Annotated in this window: 14 protein-coding genes; 9 read left to right on the plus strand and 5 right to left on the minus strand. The window is 67.2% G+C overall.

The features are described 5' to 3' along the window. Positions 1-296: 296 nt before the first annotated feature. Entirely contained in the window at positions 297-1,091 is a 795-nt protein-coding gene (gene creB / locus AC1VNX_RS00890; protein ID WP_483155051.1) for a two-component system response regulator CreB, read from the plus strand. Next, positions 1,088-2,533, plus strand: coding sequence for a two-component system sensor histidine kinase CreC (gene creC, locus AC1VNX_RS00895; protein WP_483155052.1), 1,446 nt, complete (start codon positions 1,088-1,090; stop codon positions 2,531-2,533). The genes creB and creC overlap by 4 nt, the downstream gene beginning before the upstream one ends. Here creC and AC1VNX_RS00900 read toward each other — a convergent pair. The 5 genes from AC1VNX_RS00900 to creD all read right to left on the minus strand — a co-directional run bounded on the left by AC1VNX_RS00900 (position 2,522) and on the right by creD (position 9,365). Beyond that, the gene (locus AC1VNX_RS00900; protein ID WP_483155053.1) at positions 2,522-3,436 is read right to left on the minus strand and encodes an acyl-CoA desaturase; all 915 of its coding nucleotides are present in this window, start codon (positions 3,434-3,436) and stop codon (positions 2,522-2,524) included. The two genes, creC and AC1VNX_RS00900, sit on opposite strands and share 12 nt — an antisense overlap. A gap of 10 nt (positions 3,437-3,446) precedes the next feature. Then, on the minus strand, positions 3,447-4,052 hold the full coding sequence (locus AC1VNX_RS00905; RefSeq protein WP_483155054.1) for a hypothetical protein: 606 nt from the start codon (positions 4,050-4,052) through the stop codon (positions 3,447-3,449). A 104-nt stretch (positions 4,053-4,156) separates the two neighbouring features. Next, positions 4,157-6,565: a penicillin-binding protein 1A gene (locus AC1VNX_RS00910; RefSeq protein WP_483155055.1), complete on the minus strand. Its 2,409-nt coding sequence runs from the start codon at positions 6,563-6,565 to the stop codon at positions 4,157-4,159. A gap of 17 nt (positions 6,566-6,582) precedes the next feature. Beyond that, complete coding sequence (locus tag AC1VNX_RS00915) at positions 6,583-7,878, minus strand: glycoside hydrolase family 3 N-terminal domain-containing protein (RefSeq protein WP_483155056.1); 1,296 nt, start codon at positions 7,876-7,878, stop codon at positions 6,583-6,585. Next, positions 7,875-9,365 (minus strand): cell envelope integrity protein CreD, encoded by a 1,491-nt coding sequence (gene creD / locus AC1VNX_RS00920; protein ID WP_483155057.1) that lies wholly within the window; start codon positions 9,363-9,365, stop codon positions 7,875-7,877. Before creD ends, AC1VNX_RS00915 begins: the two co-directional genes overlap by 4 nt. Positions 9,366-9,570: 205 nt before the next feature. Here creD and AC1VNX_RS00925 point away from each other — a divergent pair, with 205 nt between their 5' ends. From AC1VNX_RS00925 to AC1VNX_RS00955, 7 genes are all read left to right on the plus strand, one after another. Next, positions 9,571-11,631 carry a VIT and vWA domain-containing protein gene (locus tag AC1VNX_RS00925; RefSeq protein ID WP_483155058.1) on the plus strand — a complete coding sequence of 687 codons (2,061 nt, stop codon included), beginning with the start codon at positions 9,571-9,573 and terminating at the stop codon, positions 11,629-11,631. 25 nt (positions 11,632-11,656) lie between these two features. Beyond that, positions 11,657-12,586 (plus strand): exosortase Q, encoded by a 930-nt coding sequence (xrtQ, locus tag AC1VNX_RS00930; RefSeq protein WP_483155059.1) that lies wholly within the window; start codon positions 11,657-11,659, stop codon positions 12,584-12,586. Then, positions 12,567-13,139, plus strand: a complete 573-nt coding sequence (locus AC1VNX_RS00935; RefSeq protein ID WP_483155060.1) for a hypothetical protein — start codon at positions 12,567-12,569, stop codon at positions 13,137-13,139. The genes xrtQ and AC1VNX_RS00935 overlap by 20 nt, the downstream gene beginning before the upstream one ends. 11 nt (positions 13,140-13,150) lie before the next feature. Beyond that, positions 13,151-14,419, plus strand: coding sequence for a biosynthetic peptidoglycan transglycosylase (locus AC1VNX_RS00940; RefSeq protein ID WP_483155061.1), 1,269 nt, complete (start codon positions 13,151-13,153; stop codon positions 14,417-14,419). Positions 14,420-14,429: 10 nt separating this feature from the next. After that, complete coding sequence (locus AC1VNX_RS00945) at positions 14,430-15,200, plus strand: GNAT family N-acetyltransferase (RefSeq protein ID WP_483155062.1); 771 nt, start codon at positions 14,430-14,432, stop codon at positions 15,198-15,200. 75 nt (positions 15,201-15,275) lie between these two features. After that, on the plus strand, positions 15,276-16,172 hold the full coding sequence (locus tag AC1VNX_RS00950) for a pirin family protein (RefSeq protein WP_483155063.1): 897 nt from the start codon (positions 15,276-15,278) through the stop codon (positions 16,170-16,172). Between the two features lie 78 nt (positions 16,173-16,250). Beyond that, complete coding sequence (locus AC1VNX_RS00955) at positions 16,251-17,324, plus strand: flavodoxin family protein (RefSeq protein WP_483155064.1); 1,074 nt, start codon at positions 16,251-16,253, stop codon at positions 17,322-17,324. Positions 17,325-17,462 lie beyond the last annotated feature (138 nt).

Raw genomic sequence — 17,462 nt, forward strand, 5'->3', positions numbered from 1 at the left:
TATCCACAGGCCCGAAGGGTTACCCAATGTTGTCCATGTCGCGGGTACAAACCGGAAGCGCGGCTGCGCACAGTGACCGAGGTATGACAAGTGCTTGTCGCATAACGAAAAAAGCGGCATGTCCACAGAGGGGGCCGACCCTTATCTACTACTACTAATTTGAATAATAAAAACAAGAAGATAGGGAACAGGAAAAGCCGCGCCCGAAAAAAAGGCCGCGAACGGCCGCGCCGGCGCCGGACGCCGCGGACGAAACCGGTCCTCCCGGCCCTCCTCCCCCTCGCTAACATTCGCGGATGAGCTTCAAACCCCGGATCCTGATCGCCGAAGACGAGTCGGGCATCGCCGACACGCTGCAATACGTCCTGAAAAGCGACGGATTCATCCCGGTCTGGTGCGCGACGGCCGAGGAAGCCATCGCCCAGTTCGCGCAGGAGCCGCCGGCGCTGGCCATCCTGGACATCGGGCTGCCCGATCTCAATGGTTTCGAGCTCTTCAAGCGCCTGCAGGCGCTCAACCAGTCCATGGGCGGCCCGGAGGTGCCCATGGTGTTCCTGACGGCCCGCAGCGACGAAATAGACCGCGTGGTGGGCCTCGAACTGGGCGCCGACGACTACATTGCCAAACCCTTTTCTCCACGGGAGCTCGTCGCCCGGGTACGAACGATCCTGCGGCGCAGCGCCAGAAACGGCTCAGGAGCCCAGCCAGCGACCGCTGGCGCGAATCACGTGGGGGGGCATCAAATATCCGCGAACGGCGCTCCTGCAGGCTCACAGCCCCCTGCATCGCCCTTCGCGCTGGACACCGAGCGCATGCAGATCCGCTACTACGGGCGGCTGCTCGAACTCTCGCGCTACGAATACGGCCTGCTGAGATTGCTGGTGCAGCGCCCCGGCCGCGTCTTCACACGCGACGAATTGCTCGAACTCGTCTGGGACGACTCAAGCGACAGCTTCGACCGAACTGTCGACGCGCACATCAAGACCCTGCGCGCCAAGCTCAAGGCGATCGCGCCGGAAGTGGAGCCGATCCGCACGCTGCGCGGCACCGGCTATGCACTGAACGAAGAACTGCCCGCCAAGGCGTCGTGACCCGGCGCACGCGCATCTTCATCGGCATCCTGCTGATCTACACGGCGGGCATCGCCTTCCTGCTCTACCGCGTCGTCTCCGATATCGATCCGCGCTACCGCGAATCCGCCGAGGAATCGCTGGTCGAGACCTCGCAGCTCGTGGCCAGCCTGGTCGAGCAGGACGTGATCGCCGGCGCCATCAACACCGCGCGGCTCGAGCCGCTGTTCCGCACGGTCTACGCGCGCGAGTTCTCGGCGCAGATCTACAACCTGCACAAAAGCCGCGTCGAGCTGCGCGTGTACGTCACCGACCGCAACGGCCGCGTGATGTTCGATTCGCTCGGCAGGCACCTCGGCGCCGACTATTCGAAGTGGAGCGACGTGAGCCGCACGCTTGGCGGCCTGTACGGCGCGCGCACCTCGCGAGATGTCGACGGCGATCCGCGCACTTCGGTGATGTATGTGGGCGCGCCGATCCGCTGGAACAACGAGATCGTCGGCATGGTCAGCGTCGGCAAGCCGGTGCAGAGCTTTGGCCAGTTCGTGGAGGACGCACGCGGGCGCACCATCTGGGTCGGCGTGGGCTCGGCGCTGGCGCTGCTGCTGCTCACCTTGATCGTCTCGGTCTGGCTGGTGCGGCCCTTCGGCCTGATCCGCGATTACTGGACCTGGGTGCGCGCCCAGCGCAGCCTGAGCCTTTCACGCATGGCAAGGCGCGCGGTCGACGGCGTGCGCACCGGTTTCAGCGAAATGCGCGACGCGCTCACCGGCCGCAACTACGTGGCCGACTACGTCCAGACCTTCACGCATGAAGTGAAAAGCCCGCTCTCCGCCATCCGCGGCGCGGCCGAGCTGCTGCAGGAACCGTCGATGCCGCACGCCGAGCGCGAACGCTTCCTGAAGAACATCGAGCGCGAGACCCAGCGCATCCAGGAAATCGTCGACCGCATGATGGAGCTCACCGCGCTCGAAACGCGGCGCGCGCTCGATCGCACCGAACCGGTGGCATTGGCCGCGCTGATCGACGACATCGCCACCAGCGCACAGACAGCGGCAGCCAAGCGCAACATCAGGCTGCTGGTGAACATTCGCAACGAAGCACGCACCGAAGGCGACCCCTTCCTGCTGCGCCGCGCGATCAGCAACCTGCTCGACAACGCCATCGATTTTTCGCCGCGCGACAGCGAGGTGCTGCTCACGCTGGAAACGACCTCGAAGCTGGCCCGCGTGAGCGTGCGCGACCACGGCCCCGGCATTCCGGAGTACGCGCAGGAAAAAGTCTTTGAAAAGTTCTATTCACTCGCCAGGCCGCACAGCCAGAAGAAGAGCACGGGGCTGGGGCTGGCCTTCGTGAAGGAGATCGCGGCCCTGCACCACGGCCGCATCGATCTGGGCAACGCGTCGCGCGGCGGGGCGGTGGCGACGCTCACGTTGCCGCTGCTGTCCTCTTCACATCACTGAGCGGATCTCGACGAGCTCGGGACGTGGCGGCAGCGATTCCGGCAGACGCAGATCCCAGACCAGGCCGCAGCGCTCGAACAGCCTGAGCATCCACCAGCCCGGGTCCCATTCGCCAGGCGCGAGTCCCAGCCGGGCCGAGCCCGGATAGGCATGGTGGTTGTTGTGCCAGCTCTCGCCCATGGTCAGCAGCGAAGTCCACGGAATGTTGCGTCCCTGCACGGCAGCACCGCGCACTTCGTAGTTCATCTTGCCTTGGTTGTGCGCGAACCAGCCGATCAGCCAATGGCCCAGGACGCCGGCGGTGACGCGTGCGCACACGCCCCAGAAAACGAATGCCCATCCACCCCAGAGATGGAAGAGCAAGGCGATGGGCAATTGCTGGAGCATCCAGGTTCTTTCGAGCCAATGCAGGAAGCGGTCGTTCGCGACAAGAGATTCGATCCGGATGCCGGGCGGATTCGCAAGATGGAGCTCGCAGTGAAGCTGCCACCAGGCATCGGTCCAGAAACCGCGGCCGTGCCGCAGGTAGTCGTGGCAGACCGGCAGGCGTTGTGCATAGTCGCGCAACTCATGCTGGCGAAGAATGCCCAGCGGACCGGCCAGGCCGACGAGCACGCCGCAATAGATCAAGGTGCAGCGCAGCCATCGGGGGCATTGGAAGCTGTGATGAATCAGCTGGCGATGGCTGCCCAGCGAGTGGCCGAACAAGAGCACGAACGCGGTGCTCGCGACGAAGAGCGCGAGTGCATCCCACCGGAAAAAGACAAGGCCGCCAACCAGCGCGGCGGCGGCCATGCCAGAGAACCAGAACGACTTGACTGGTGAATACAGAACTTCGCCTTCGCAGACGAAATCGGCTTGCCCCGCGTGAACCCGATGGTGATCGAGACCCGTGGGCTGCATCGCAGGAAGCTCAGCGTCCGATCAGCGCGCGATAGGCTTCGCGCGTCTGCGGGCTTACCGCGCCCAGCGCCTGCAGATACTGTGTCTGGTGCTGCCCGATCATGCGGGCCGAGGCCACCGTCTTCGAGCGGCAATACCAGTGGCAGGTGTGCTGCAGCAGGAACAGCTCGGCCGACATCATGTAGGCCTTGGACTTGGGCGTGCGGCCCGCTTCGTTGCGCATCACGCCGGCGATGCCGCGTGCGTGGATGAGCAATGCCTGGCGCATGTCGAAGGTCGCCGACGGAAAGAACTGGGTGAAGAGCGGAATGGCCACCGGCAGCTTGCTCACGCGGGTGACGGGCTCGGGCATGCGCGAGAACTCAGCTGCGAAGCCGTCGACCTGGGCGGATAGTTTTTCCTCGGTGGTGTCCAGCAGTTGCCAGATCTGGCGGCGGCGCTCGGCGTCGTCTTCGCCAAGGCAGCGCATATAGCCGGAGGTGAGGCTTTCCATCAGCTTCTCGATCTGGTAGCGGCCGAGGTGGCTGGCCAGCAGCGCGATGCGCAGGCGCTGTTCTCTGGACTTGAGGATGTAGAAGCCGGCGGCGACGAGTGCTACCAGGGTGAGGATTTCCATGGATGCGGGAAGAAGGAGAAGAGAAGGCGGGGAGCAGCGCCAAGTGTAGGCACCGCGACCCGCCTTCTCTTTCAGCTCCGTGAAGAGCGTCGAAAAGCGTCCGGCTACCGGAAGAAATCGAGGATCCGGTTGCGCTCCTCCGGCGGGGGCGGCGCACCCACGGGCGCGCCGGTGAGCTGCTCGACCGGCGGCGGCGGCGTGTCGCTGTTTTCCAGGCCCAGGCTCGCCACGTTGTGGCCCGGCGTGAAGTCGTCGAAGTACCACTCGCCGTCGAGGTTCACCACGCCCTCGGGCTGGGCCGGACGCGTCACCGGCACGCCCTGCAGCGCGGTCTGCATGTAGCCGGTCCAGATCGGCAGGCTCAGGCTGCCGCCGGTCTCGCCGCGCACGCCGAGCTGGCGCGGCGTGTCGTAGCCCACCCATGCAATGCCGACCATGGTCGGCTGGAAGCCGGCGAACCAGGTGTCGAAGGAATCGTTGGTGGTGCCGGTCTTGCCGTAGAGGTCGTCTCGCTTGAGCGCCTGGTAGGCCTTGAAGCCGGTGCCGTTTCGCACCACGCTCTGCAGCAGCGAATCCATGATGAAGGCATTGCGCTGCGGAATGGCGCGGCGCGTTTCGTCGAGCACCGGCGGTTCGGTTTCCATGATGACCTTGTCGCGCAGGTCGGTGACGCGCGTGACCAGGTAAGGATTGACGCGGTAGCCGCCGTTGGCGAACACCGAGTAGCCCACCGCCATCTGCATCGGCGTGACCGAACCGGCGCCCAGGCCCATCGGCAGGTTCGCGGGCTGCTTGTCCTTGTCGAAGCCGAACTTCGTGACCCAGTCCTGTGCGTAGGGAGCGCCGATCGACTGCAGAACGCGCAGCGTGACCAGGTTCTTCGACTTCATCAGCGCGGTGCGCAGAGGCATCGGGCCTTCGTAGGTGCCCTCGAAGTTCTTCGGCTCCCAGGGTTGGCCGCCGTTGGCGCTGGCGTCGAAGTAAAGCGGTGCGTCGTTCACCACGGTGGCGGGCGTGAAGCCTTTTTCGAGCGCGGCCGAATAGATGAAGGGCTTGAAGCTCGAACCCGGCTGGCGCCAGGCCTGCGTGACATGGTTGAACTTGTTCTTGCCGTAGTCGAAACCGCCCACCAGCGCCTTGATTGCGCCGCTGCGCGGATCCATGCCGATGAAGGCGCCTTCAACCTCGGGCAGCTGCGTGATCTCCCAGGTGTTCTTCGGCGTCTTCGCCACGCGGATGACGGCGCCGCGGCGGATCTTGATGTTGGGCGGCGCCTTCGCGGCAAGGCCCGACTGCGCGGGCTTCAGGCCGTCGCCCGTGATCTGGATGGTTTCGCCGTTCGCACGCACGGCGCTGATTTCCTTCGCATTCACGTCGAGCACCACGGCCGCGATCACGTCGCCGTTGTCGGGATGCTCGGCCAGCGCGTCGTCCACGGCTTCGTCGATTTCCTTCTGCTCGGTCGGCAGGTCGACGAAGCGCTCGGGCCCGCGATAGGGCTGGCGGCGCTCGTAGTCCATGATGCCCTTGCGCAGCGACCTGTAGGCAGCGGCCTGGTCCGCAGCCACGATGGAGGTGTAGACCTTCATGCCGCTGGTGTAGATGCTGTCGCCGTACTGCGCGTACATCATCTGGCGCACGGTCTCGGCCACGTACTCGGCGTGCAGCCGGTTCGGATCGGCCGCGTCGCGCAGGTGCAGTTCTTCCTTCTTGGCTTCCGCGGCCTGTTCGGCGGTGATGAAGCCGGTTTCCTGCATGCGGTCGATCACGTACAGCTGGCGCGCCCGCGCGCGGCGCGGGTTGGCCACCGGGTTGTTGGCGCCGGGCGCCTTCGGCAGGCCGGCCAGCATCGCGGCCTCGGCGATGGTGACGTTCTGCAGCGGCTTGCCGAAGTAGGTTTCGGCGGCGGCGGCGAAACCGTAGGCGCGGTTGCCGAGGTAGATCTGGTTCAGGTAGATCTCGAGGATCTGGTCTTTCGTGAGTTGCTGCTCCAGCCGCATCGCCAGCAGGATCTCGTAGGTCTTGCGGCTCATGGTCCGCTCGGAGCTCAGATACACGTTGCGCGCCACCTGCATCGTGATGGTCGACGCGCCCTGCTTGCGGCCGCCCTTCAGGCTGGCTACGGCCGCGCGCAGGAAGCCCTTGTAGTCCACGCCACCATGGTCGTAGAAGCGCGCGTCTTCCACGGCCAGCACTGCGTCCTTCATCACCTTCGGAATGTTGGCGAAAGGCGTGAGGTTGCGGCGCTCCTCACCGAACTCGCCGATCAGCTGGCCTTCGGTCGAATAAACGCGAAGCGGCAGCTTGGGGCGGTAGTCGGAAAGCTCCGAGACATCGGGCAGCTTCGGATAGATGGCGACTACGGCGACGATGGCCGCGACCAGCACCACCAGCGCGCCGGAGCCGACAACGATGGCGCCCCAGCCGGCGATGCGCTTCCAGTTGAGGCGGGAGTTGCGAGGCGCTGCGCCGTCGTCGTCGCCGGGAGCCTTGGAGTTTGAGCGTTTGAACATGGGAAATGCCTGTTTGGCTAGCGAAAGGATTGGAGCCGCCGCGCGCTGCCGCGTTCCGGCGTCCGGAGTTCGAGCGTGCCCTGCCGCGCAGCACGCTGCGCGCAATGCATCGCGTCGAAGTACTTGTCGTGGTCGAAGGCGATAAGCAGAAGATCCACCCCGGCGTCGAGGGCACGGACGGTGGCGTCGCAAAGACCGCGGTTGTAGGCCGCGGCCATCGTGAGATCGTCGGTGACGAGCAGGCCCTGGTAGCCCCATTCGCCTCGAATCACCCGCTGCACGATTTTGCGCGAGAAAGAGACCGGATAAGCGGCGTCGAGTTCCGCAAGGATGACATGGCCCAGCATGATCGCCGCATCCGAATGTTTCGATACGTCTTGAAACGGCTTCCAGTCGTGCGCCGCGAGCCGGGCGACCGGCGTGCGCAGTTCGGCGGCGAAATGGTGGGTGTCCTCGGTCACGCCGGCCAGGCCGGGAAAGTGCTTGAGCGTGCCTCGCACACCCGCCGATTCGAGGCCCAGCTCGTAAGCGAGCGCCACCTGCGCAGTGACCGCCGGGTCGGCCGAGATGGCGCGTTCGTCGATGCGGGTGTGGAAATCCCACCGGCCCGGTGCGCGGCCGGTGCGCAGGTCGACCACCGGGCTGAAGTTGAGCGTGATGCCGAGTGCGGCGAGCGCCCTGCCCTGCTGCGCGCCGTAGGCATGGGCGCGCTGGGCGAGTTCGTCGTCGGGCAGGTCGGCATCGTCGAGAAGCGAAGCGAGCGCGGGCTGGCGTTCGACCAATGGGGACAGGCGGGAGACAGCGCCGCCTTCCTGGTCGGTCGCGACGATCAGCGGCGGCAGGCCGGCCGAATGGCGCAGCGCCTGCAGCCCTGCGATCTCGCCGCGCAGCTCTTCGGCCGTGCGACCCCTGACATTGCGGCCGGTGACGAAGATGCCGCCGATCAGCCCCTTGCGTGCCAGTTCGCGCAGCTCCTTCGCGTCGTCATAGCCGACGATGAAATGTGCGCCCACCGCCTGCGCGAGCGGGCCTTCCATCGCATTCACTTCGGCGCGGTGCTGACGCGACATCGCTTCGTTGCACAGCGCCGTGAGCACGGCCGCGATTGCCAGTCCCAGCGCCACGGGCCGCAGCCTGCCTCGTGCGAAGCGCCAAGCGATCGCGATGCTCGCAAGAAGCAAAGCCAGCAGCAGCGGCAGTTCCCACGCACGCATGAAGCGCAGGTGCGGATCCTTCAGGTGCCAGGCCCAGAACCACAGCACGGCCAGCGCCAGCCAGCCCGATGCACCGGCGATGACCCGCAGCAGCTTCATGCGGCCGTCGGCGCTTCAAGTACCGCTACGGGCGCGGCTTCGTTGCGGCGCGAGAGCGCGTACCAGTCGACCTTGCGCGTCACGAGCATCAATGTGGCCAGCATGCCGAAGATCAGCAGCGCACCCAGCAGCAGCGCATTGCTTTCCGAAGCCAGCAGGCCGTAGAGCGCGCCGTACAGCAGTGCGACGAATGCGCCGAACGACATGCCGCGGCGCCAGCCGCCCAGCACCGCGCTGAAGTACACGGCCAGCAGCGCGACGCTCGCCGAGGCGGCGCCCGCGTAGGCCATCCAGAAGGCGAACTTCTCGGACAGCGCCAGCAGCAGCAGGAAGAAGAGAGCGATCGACAGGCCCACCAGGCCGTACTGGATCGGATGCAGGCGCAGCTTGCGGAACAGCTCGAACATGAAGGCGGCCATCAGCACCAGGCCAATGAAGAGCACGCCGTACTTGCCCGCGCGCGTGCTCATCGAATAGACGTTGATGGGCTGAGCGAGCGACACGTCGAAGGTCTGCAGCGGGCCCAGGTTCCGGCGCGCCGGAACTACGGAGGCAGCTGTCGCTGCCACATCGGCGCTGCTGGCCACATCCACTGCGCCGCCCCGGCCCGAGAGGCCTGCGCGGACCTGCTCGCGCGCCGAGGTCACGAGCGAGGACACGCGCCAGTGCGCGTCGAAGCCCTGTGGCGTCACGCTGCGCTCGGCCGCGAGAAAGCGGCCGCCGAAGCTGGGGTGTGCCCAGGGCGAGCTCAGGTGCGCGGTCGTCTCCTCGGCGATGGGCGCGATGGCGAGCGTGTCCTGCCCGACCAGCCCCAGCTTCATCTCGAAGGGAATCGGCCTGCCGGCCTGCCAGGCGGCGAGCGCGGCACCGGTGACAGGTGCATGGATGCCGTTGGCGAACCAGGCATCGTCGTCAAGGCCCGGCACGCGTTGCCTGAAGCGCAGGGTTTCGCCGCCCATGCTCATGGTGGGCGAGCCGTCGAGGCCGCGCAGGTCGCTCACGTTGAAGGCGATGAGCGGCGCCTTGAACTCGATCTTCGAATCGGTCTCGCTGTGCGGCACGGCCTTCGGGTCGAAGGCGGTGAAGCCGCCGGAGAGCACTGCATCGAGCGTGTAGAAGGGGATCTTGAAGATGCCGCGATAGCGTTCCTGCGGCGCCATCGTGCCCTCGATGTGCAGCTTGTCGGGGAACACCACGTGGGCCATTTCCTTGCTGCGCGGTTCCTGGCCGATCACCTTGCCCTGCGCGTTGCGCAGCGGCTCCATCCAGCGTTCCACGTAAGGCACCAGAAGCAGCGGGCCGACCATCGTCTGGCGGCCCGCATAGGTGGCGGCGAGTTCGCTGGCAGCTTCGCGCTGGCTCTCGCCGCGGGCACGGTTGATCGAATCGATCTCCCCCAGCGGAATGCACAGGAGCAGCAACAGGAAGAGCAGGCCGGCGACCTTGGCCAGCATCGAACTCATCATGACCTTGAGCAACTGAAGCATGTTTTTCTCTCCTCGTCTGTAGCGGTGGCCGCGATGCTCGCCGCGCGACCCGAAGGCTGTGTGAAGGGGCCGGGCCGCCTCGCTTCATACAGACTTCACATAGCGGATGCGGGCGGTCGGCGACTTCAAGACGCCTTCCAACTGGCTTCTCGCGCGCTGGAGAAAGTTGCGGCCGTGCAAGTTCGCACGGACAAGGACCCCCGCCATGGATGCCCAAACCACCCCACGTCCCGGCCGCTGGCTCTGGCTCGCCACCGTGAGCCTGGCGACCGCGGGCTTCATCGCCATGGGCGTGCGCCCGGCGCACGCGCAGGAAGCGCCCGCCGGTCCGCGCCTGAAGACCGAGAGCCCCTATTTCTTCGTGAAGAGCGACGATCCCGCTGTCGACCGCCTGCCACTCAAGGGCACCGAGGTCTCGGTGAAGATCTCGGGCGTGATCGCCGACGTGACGGTCACGCAGACCTACCGCAATGAAGGCCAGCGCGCCATCGAGGCGAAGTACGTGTTCCCCGGCTCGACCAAGGCCGCGGTGAGCGGCCTCAACGTGCGGCTGGCCGACCGGCTCATCACCGCGCAGATCCGCGAGAAGCAGCAGGCGCAGATCGAGTACGACACCGCCAAGAAGGAAGGCAAGACCGCCGCGCTGCTGGAGCAGCACCTGCCCAACGTGTTCCAGATGAATGTCGCCAACATCTTGCCGGGCGACGACGTGAAGGTGGAGCTGCGCTACACCGAGCTGCTGGTGCCGCAGTCGGGCAACTACCAGTTCGTGTTCCCGACCGTCGTGGGGCCGCGCTACAACTCGCCGCAGTCGGAGAACGCACAGGCCAAGTGGGTCGCGCAGCCCACGCTGCCCGCGGGCACCGCCGCCGGCACCGGCTTCAGGCTCAAGGCCACCATCGACACGCCGATGGGCATCAAGGAGATCCGCTCCGCCACGCACACCATCGACGTGAAGAAGAGCGATGAAGACCAGCACGCCGACATCGCACTTGCTGCCGATGGCCGCCCTGCCGACAACCGCGACTTCGTGCTCGACTACCGCCTCGCGGGCGAGAAGATCGAATCAGGCCTGATGCTCTACAAGGGCCAGGGCAACAACGCCGAGAACTTCTTCCTCGCCATGGTCGAGCCGCCCAAGGCCGTGGCTGCCAGCGCCATCTCGCCGCGCGACTACATCTTCGTGGTCGACATCTCGGGCTCGATGCATGGCTTTCCGCTCGACACCGCGAAGACGGTGCTCGAACGCCTGATCGGCGGCCTGCGCCCCAGCGACACCTTCAACGTGCTGCTCTTTTCGGGCAGCAACAAGATGCTCTCGCCCAAGTCGGTGCCGGCCACGCGCGCCAACATCGAGCAGGCCTTGTCCACCATCAAGAACTACAGCGGCAGCGGCAGCACCGAACTCATTCCGGCGCTCAAGCGCGTGTACGCCGAACCCAAGGAAGAGAACGTATCGCGCACCGTGGTGGTGGTGACCGACGGCTACGTGACGGTAGAGCGCGAGGCCTTCGAGCTGGTGCGCAACAACCTGTCGAAAGCCAACGTGTTCGCCTTCGGCATCGGCTCCTCGGTGAACCGCAGCCTGATGGAAGGCATCGCGCGTGCCGGCATGGGCGAGCCCTTCATCATCACCGACCCGATCCAGGCGCCCGAGCAGGCCGCGCGCTTTCGCCGCATGGTCGAGTCGCCGGTGCTCACGAACGTGAAGGCCACCTTCGGCGGTCTCGACGTGTACGACGTGGAGCCGCAGGCGCTGCCCGACGTGCTCGGCGAGCGGCCGGTGATCGTGTTCGGCAAGTGGCGTGGCGAAGCAAAAGGCCGCGTGATCATCGAAGGCCAGAGCGCCAGCGGCCCCTACCGCCAGGAAGTGCGCATCGACGGCAACACCCGCCAGGACACGGCCGCGCTGCGCACGCTGTGGGCCCGCCACCGCATCCAGAGCCTGAGCGACCAGGAAACGCTGGAAGGCGGCACGGCCCTGAAGGACCGCATCACCGAGCTGGGCTTGAAGTACAGCCTGCTCACCCAGTACACGAGCTTCATCGCCGTCGACAAGGTGGTGCGCAACGTCGCGCCGCAGAACAGCGTGGACGTGAACCAGCCGCTGCCCCTGCCGCAAGGCGTGAGCGAGCTGGCGCTCGGCGCCGAGGTGCCGAGCACGCCCGAGCCCGAATCGCTGGGCGCCATCGCCGTCGTGCTGTCGATGCTCGCCATGCTGCGCCGCCGCGCGCGCCGCAACGACGCTCGCCGCTTCACCGCCTGATCCATCCGGAAAAAGAAAGAAAAGAATGTCCTTGGCAATGCTTGCCCACCGCCATCCGCGCATCGTGGACTGGGGCATCCACATCGACCGCACGCCGGCAGCCGGCTGGATCGGCCTGCAGTTCCTCGCGCTGATGCCCACCTGGGTGTGGATGGCCCAGCGCATGCGCGACGGCTCCGACGATCCGCTGGGACTGCTGGCATTGGTCGCGCTCGCCGCGCTGGCCTGGAGCCGCAGGCGCGAACTGCGCGCTTCGCCCCGGCTGGGCTGGCTCGCGCTGGCCGGTGCAGGCACCGTGCTCGCGACACTGCTGCGCACAGGGCTCGGCTTCATCCCAGCGCTGCCGCCGCTCGCGGCCGGACTGATCGCTGTGCTGGCTCTGGCCTGCGGGCTGCTGGCTTTCCTGCCGCGCAAGGTGGCGGCACTGCCGGTGGCCGGGCTCGCGGTGCTCGCGCTGCCGCTGCTTTCTTCGCTGCAGTTCTATGCGGGCTATCCGCTGCGCGTGGTGACGGCCGAGGTCAGCCGCTGGCTGCTGTCGCCGGGCTTCGACGTGGCGCGCGAGGGCGCGAGCCTGGCGGTCGATGGCCGGCTGGTGATCGTCGATGCGCCCTGCTCCGGCGTGCAGATGGTGTGGCTGGGCTACTTCACGGCCTGCGCGGTTGCGCTGTGGGCTTCGCGCAGCGGCCGGGACTTCACGGCGCGGCTGCCGATGGTCGGGCTTCTGGTGCTCGCCGGGAACATCGTGCGCAACAGCGTGCTGATCGCCTTCGAGGGGGCCGGCCATCCGCTCGCGCCGTTGGCGCACAACGCGCTGGGCCTCTTGGTGCTGGCCGTGGTCTGCGGCGCCATCGCCCGGCTGATGGTGCCGGCGCGTCCCGCGCCCGAACCCGCCGAACTGCCCATTCCGGGCCTGATCACCACCCAGGGAGGCCGCCATGTCGACACCGTTCTTTGAGCGCTGGTTCGCGAACCATTTCATCAACCGCATCGGCCACAAGACCGCTTTCGCGTTCGCGATGCTGCTGTGCATGCTGTGGTCGGCCACGGCGGCGCTGCGCACGCCGGCGGAACCGATGGCGCCTGCCGTCGCTTCGCACGAATGGCCCAGCGAGTGGGACGGCGCCGCGCTGCGCCCGCTGGCCCTGAGCGACGTCGAGCAGCGTTTTGCCGACCGCTTCCCCGGCGCGATCGGCCGCATGACCGACGGCACGCAGACGCTGGTGATGCGCGAGGTCAGCCAGCCCACGCGCATGCTGCATCCGGCCACCGACTGCTATCGCGCGCTGGGCTACCGCATCGAGCAGGCGCGCCTGGAACGCGACGCTCGCGAGCGCATGTGGCGCTGTTTTGTTGCGCAACGGCACGGAGCGCAAAAAATCCGCGTCTGCGAGCGCATCGTCGACGCCCGGGGCACGGCTTTCACTGACACTTCAAGCTGGTACTGGGCAGCAGCCAGCGGCCAATCGCATGGGCCGTGGCAAGCTGTCACCGTAGCGAGACCGATCTGAGAAACCTGCCTGTGAAGAAGACCCTGCGATTCGTGCTCTATGGCCTGCTGGCCTTGGTCATTACGGCCTGTGTAGCTATCTTTTTGATAGTCAAGCTGGCGCTCGCGCCGGCTCCCGGCGAATGGAGCACCACGGTGAAGGCAGGGCCGCTGAACTTCGAGATCGGCGTTCCGACGGCGGTGCGCGTGGCCACCTCGACATGGTTCGCGCCCTACCTCGACGGCCGCTCGTTCGGCACCCGCTTCGGCACCGTGCGCTTCGCCTGGAAGCCGGCCGGCGAGCTGCTGGAAATGCAGTGCGCGCCCTGCAGCGCCGAGGTGCCGGCACTGGGCACCCAGCCAATCCGCGTCGATCGCCTGGTCGCCACCGTGAAGCGCGACGGCAATACGCTCAACGGTACCTTCGAGGCCACGCCGCAGAGCAACGACGCGAGCCAGCTGCAGGGCCACTGGGACGGCAGACTCATGCCGAAGAACATCCACCTCAGCGCCAGCGTGCAGGACGCACCCATCGCCCGCTGGTACGCGGTGCTTGTGCCAGCCCTGCCCGAGCTGCAGCGCGCGCGTATCGGCGGCACGCTGGCGCTGCGCGGCCAGCTCGTGCTGCCCGAGGCCACCTTCGCGGTGCAGCCGGCCATCAGCCAGTTCACAGTGGAAGGGCTGGGCACCGAGGCCATGCTGGGCGCGCGCACCAGCTGCGGTCCCTCGGCGAAGCTGGCCAACGACAGCTGGCTGGCGCGCGCCGTCATCGCGGCCGAAGACCAGCGCTTCTTCACCCACGGCGGCTACGACCTCACGGAAATCCTCGCCTCCATCGACAACAACCAGAAGCCCGGCCAGACGCGGCGCGGCGGCAGCACGCTCACGCAGCAGCTCGCCAAGCTGCTGGTGACGGGCAGCGACCGCACGGCCGAGCGCAAGCTGCGCGAGCTGCTCTACGCGGTCGAGATGGAGCAGACGCTGGGCAAGGCCCGCATCCTGCAGCTGTACCTGGACAACGCCCCTTGGGGCGGCAATCTCTGCGGCGCCGAGGCCGCGGCGCGGCGCTACTTCAAGCGCAGCGCGCGCACGCTCGAACCTGCGCAGGCAGTGTGGCTCGCCGCCATGCTGCACAAGCCGCAGGCCGTGCTCGAACAATGGCGCCGCGACGGCCAGATCGACGCCGATCGCATCAAATGGATTGCCGAAGGCATCCGCGGGATCAGCCGCAACCAGCGCGAAGCCCTGCTCAAGAGCGTGGCATCCGCGAAATTCACGGCGCCGGAGGCCGCGACGCAATAAGAGCCAAGCAATGAACACTGCCCACCTGAGCGTTCCCGAAATCGAAGCCATCGAGCGCGCCACCATCGCGGCGGTGTCGCCCGACCTGACCGAGGAAATCGACGGCTGGCTGCTGCCTTTCGCCAGCGGCACCGTCAAGCGCGCCAAGTCGGCCGTGCCGCTGCACCGCAGCGCGGTCGATGCGGCCACGCTCGACCGCATCGAGGACCGCTACGACAGCCGCCAGGCGGCGCCCGCGCTGCGGCTGGCCGACGCGCCCTGCTTCGACGGCCTGCGCGCCGAGCTGGAGCGCAGGCACTACATGGCCGACAGTCCGACCTGCGTGCAAGTCGGCTCGGTGCAGCGCATGCGGCAGGTGGTCGCGCCGGGCGGCGCACTGGCCGATGTCGACCGTGCGCCCGACAACGCCTGGTCGGCCCTGTTCCTCGGCGAGGGCTTCGACCCGGTGGACGGCGCCCATCGCGTGCGCATGCTCTCGCGCGCCAAGGGCACGCTCTACGCCAGCGTGCGCGAAGGCGGCCGAACGGTGGCAGCCGGCGCGATGGCCTTCGGCCACGGCTGGGCCAGCGTGCACGGCATGCGCACCGACCAGGCGCAGCGCGGCCGTGGCCTTGCGGGGCGCGTGCTGGCCGGGCTGGCGCAGGCTGCGTCGCAGCAGGGCTTCGAGCGCGTTTTCCTGCAGGTCGACGCGGGCAACCACGCCGCGCTGTCGCTGTACCGCCGCGCCGGCTTCGGGACGCAGTGGAAATACAGCTACTGGCAGCGCCAGCAGTGGCCCTGAAGCTACAGGCCGTACGAGCCCTTGGCTGACAGCGCCCGGGTGGCGCGGCGCGGGCGTTAGTGCCACCATGGATGCATGACGAACGCCAATCACCACGCCAACCACCCCACCGATCCCGTCGCCACGCCGCGCGGCATCGACCACATCGTGGCCGGTGTTTCCACCAGCGATGGCGACGGCGTGAAGCTCACCCGCGTGCTGCAGCAACCCCTGCAGAAGCGGCTCGACCCGTATCTCATGCTCGACGCCTTCGGCAGCGACAACCCGGGCGACTACATCGGCGGGTTCCCCAACCATCCGCACCGCGGCTTCGAGACGGTCACGTACATGATCGCCGGCCGCATGCGGCACCGCGACAGCGCGGGCCACGAAGGACTGCTCGAGAACGGCGGCGTGCAGTGGATGACCGCCGGCCGCGGCCTCGTGCACAGCGAGCTGCCCGAGCAGGAAGAGGGGCTGATGGAAGGCTTCCAGCTCTGGCTCAACCTGCCAGCGAAAGACAAGATGCGCGAGCCCTGGTATCGCGACATCCAGAGCGCGGAGATTCCCGAATTCACCACCACCGGCGGCGCGCGCGTGCGCGTGATCGCGGGTGCGAGCCACGGCATCGAAGGCGCCGTGCGGCGCGCCCATACCGAGCCGCTCTACCTGGACATCGAGCTGTCGCCGGGCGCCGAATTCGCGCAGCCGCTGCCTCATGATCACAACGCGCTGGTCTACGTGTTCCGCGAATCGTTGTGGATCGCGGGCAGCGAGATCCCGACGCGGCGCATGGCCATCCTCGCCAACGACCCCGGCAGCGACGGCGTGGTGCTGCGCGCCGGCGCGACCAACCACAGCCCGGCACGCGCGCTGCTCATCGCCGGCAGGCCGCTCAACGAGCCCATCGCGCAGTACGGCCCCTTCGTGATGAACACGCCGGAGCAGGTCAGGCAGGCGGTGCACGACTTCCAGAACGGGAAACTGGGCTGATGCTGTAGTCGCCCGCCTACCGAAAGACGGCACCGGGCACGGGCCCCTGCCGCCGCGCGGGCGGCCTAGATTGCGCACATGCCCCCCACGATCCGGAAAGGACAGGCGCCGAAGACGCTGCAGCGCGCCGAGTTCCACGAACGCTTCATGCAGCCCTTTCAAGACCCGGCGTTCCGTGCCGAGGCCGATTCGCTGCGGCGCATCGAACTCATCGCCTGGCAGGCCTACGAGGAAGGCCGCAAGGCGCCCGTCACCCGCAAGGCCGGGCCGGGCTATGCCGACCCAGAGTACGAACTTTCGGTCGACTGGCTCGAAACCAAGGCGCGCATCGACGCCGCGCAGGCGGCCTGGGGCCAGCCGCAGACACCTTCGCGCGTGCTGCTGGTGAACGGCTCGCCGCGCAACGACGGCACCTGCCCTGGCGAAGTCTCCAAGACCTGGCGGCTGGCGCAGATCGCGCGGGAGGTGCTCAACAGCAGCGGCATCGAGACCGACCTGCTCGACCTGAGCCTGCTCACCTCCGAGTACGGCCGCCAGATCCACCCCTGCAAGGGCTGCGTCTCCACCGCCATGCCGCTGTGCCACTGGCCTTGCAGCTGCTATCCGAACCATTCGCTGCGCCAGACCGGCGACTGGATGAACGAGATCTACGAGCGCTGGGTGTCCGCGCACGGCGTGATCCTGCTCACGCCCACGCACTGGTACCAGGCATCGAGCCCGCTGAAGCTCATGATCGACCGGCTGGTGTGCGCCGACGGCGGCAACCCCGACCCCACCAGCACCCACGGCAAGAAGCCCGAGGAGGCCAAGGCGCTGGAACTGGAGGGCTGGGGCTATCCCAAGCACCTCGACGGCCGCGCCTATGGCGTGGTGGTGCATGGCGACGTGGCCGGCATCGAGAGCCTGCGGCGCAATCTCTGCGACTGGCTCGACTGGATGGGGCTGATCGAGGCCGGCACGCAGTCGCGGCTGGACCGCTACATCGGCTACTACGGGCCCTACGCCACCAGCCACGATGCGCTCGATGCCGACGCCGACGTGCAGGAGGAAGTGCGGCAGGTGGCCCGCGCCATGGCCAAGGCGGTCGCCGAGTTGCGCGCGGGCAGGCTGCAGCCGCCCGACCGCGGGCTGAAGCGGCCGCGGCCCAAGTAGGAGCAAATGAGTCAATAAATCACGCCGGAGGCGGCTTCCACAGGGCCCTGTTCATCATTCTTTACGCAAGCTCACGCCGGGCTAACGGATGCGATACAGAGCTCTTCCACACTTCGTCTCACCTGCTGCCCATCGGCG

It is taken from the genome of Variovorax sp. TLI9-5A (assembly GCF_056867935.1).

What these genes read in the sequence shown, in the direction of transcription:
- creB (WP_483155051.1), top strand. Translation starts at nt 297, where the DNA reads ATGAGCTTCAAACCCCGGATCCTGATCGCCGAAGACGAGTCGGGCATC.
- AC1VNX_RS00900 (WP_483155053.1), bottom strand. Translation starts at nt 3,436, where the DNA reads ATGCAGCCCACGGGTCTCGATCACCATCGGGTTCACGCGGGGCAAGCC.
- AC1VNX_RS00905 (WP_483155054.1), bottom strand. Translation starts at nt 4,052, where the DNA reads ATGGAAATCCTCACCCTGGTAGCACTCGTCGCCGCCGGCTTCTACATC.
- AC1VNX_RS00910 (WP_483155055.1), bottom strand. Translation starts at nt 6,565, where the DNA reads ATGTTCAAACGCTCAAACTCCAAGGCTCCCGGCGACGACGACGGCGCA.
- AC1VNX_RS00915 (WP_483155056.1), bottom strand. Translation starts at nt 7,878, where the DNA reads ATGAAGCTGCTGCGGGTCATCGCCGGTGCATCGGGCTGGCTGGCGCTG.
- creD (WP_483155057.1), bottom strand. Translation starts at nt 9,365, where the DNA reads ATGCTTCAGTTGCTCAAGGTCATGATGAGTTCGATGCTGGCCAAGGTC.
- AC1VNX_RS00925 (WP_483155058.1), top strand. Translation starts at nt 9,571, where the DNA reads ATGGATGCCCAAACCACCCCACGTCCCGGCCGCTGGCTCTGGCTCGCC.
- xrtQ (WP_483155059.1), top strand. Translation starts at nt 11,657, where the DNA reads ATGTCCTTGGCAATGCTTGCCCACCGCCATCCGCGCATCGTGGACTGG.
- AC1VNX_RS00935 (WP_483155060.1), top strand. Translation starts at nt 12,567, where the DNA reads ATGTCGACACCGTTCTTTGAGCGCTGGTTCGCGAACCATTTCATCAAC.
- AC1VNX_RS00945 (WP_483155062.1), top strand. Translation starts at nt 14,430, where the DNA reads ATGAACACTGCCCACCTGAGCGTTCCCGAAATCGAAGCCATCGAGCGC.
- AC1VNX_RS00950 (WP_483155063.1), top strand. Translation starts at nt 15,276, where the DNA reads ATGACGAACGCCAATCACCACGCCAACCACCCCACCGATCCCGTCGCC.
- AC1VNX_RS00955 (WP_483155064.1), top strand. Translation starts at nt 16,251, where the DNA reads ATGCCCCCCACGATCCGGAAAGGACAGGCGCCGAAGACGCTGCAGCGC.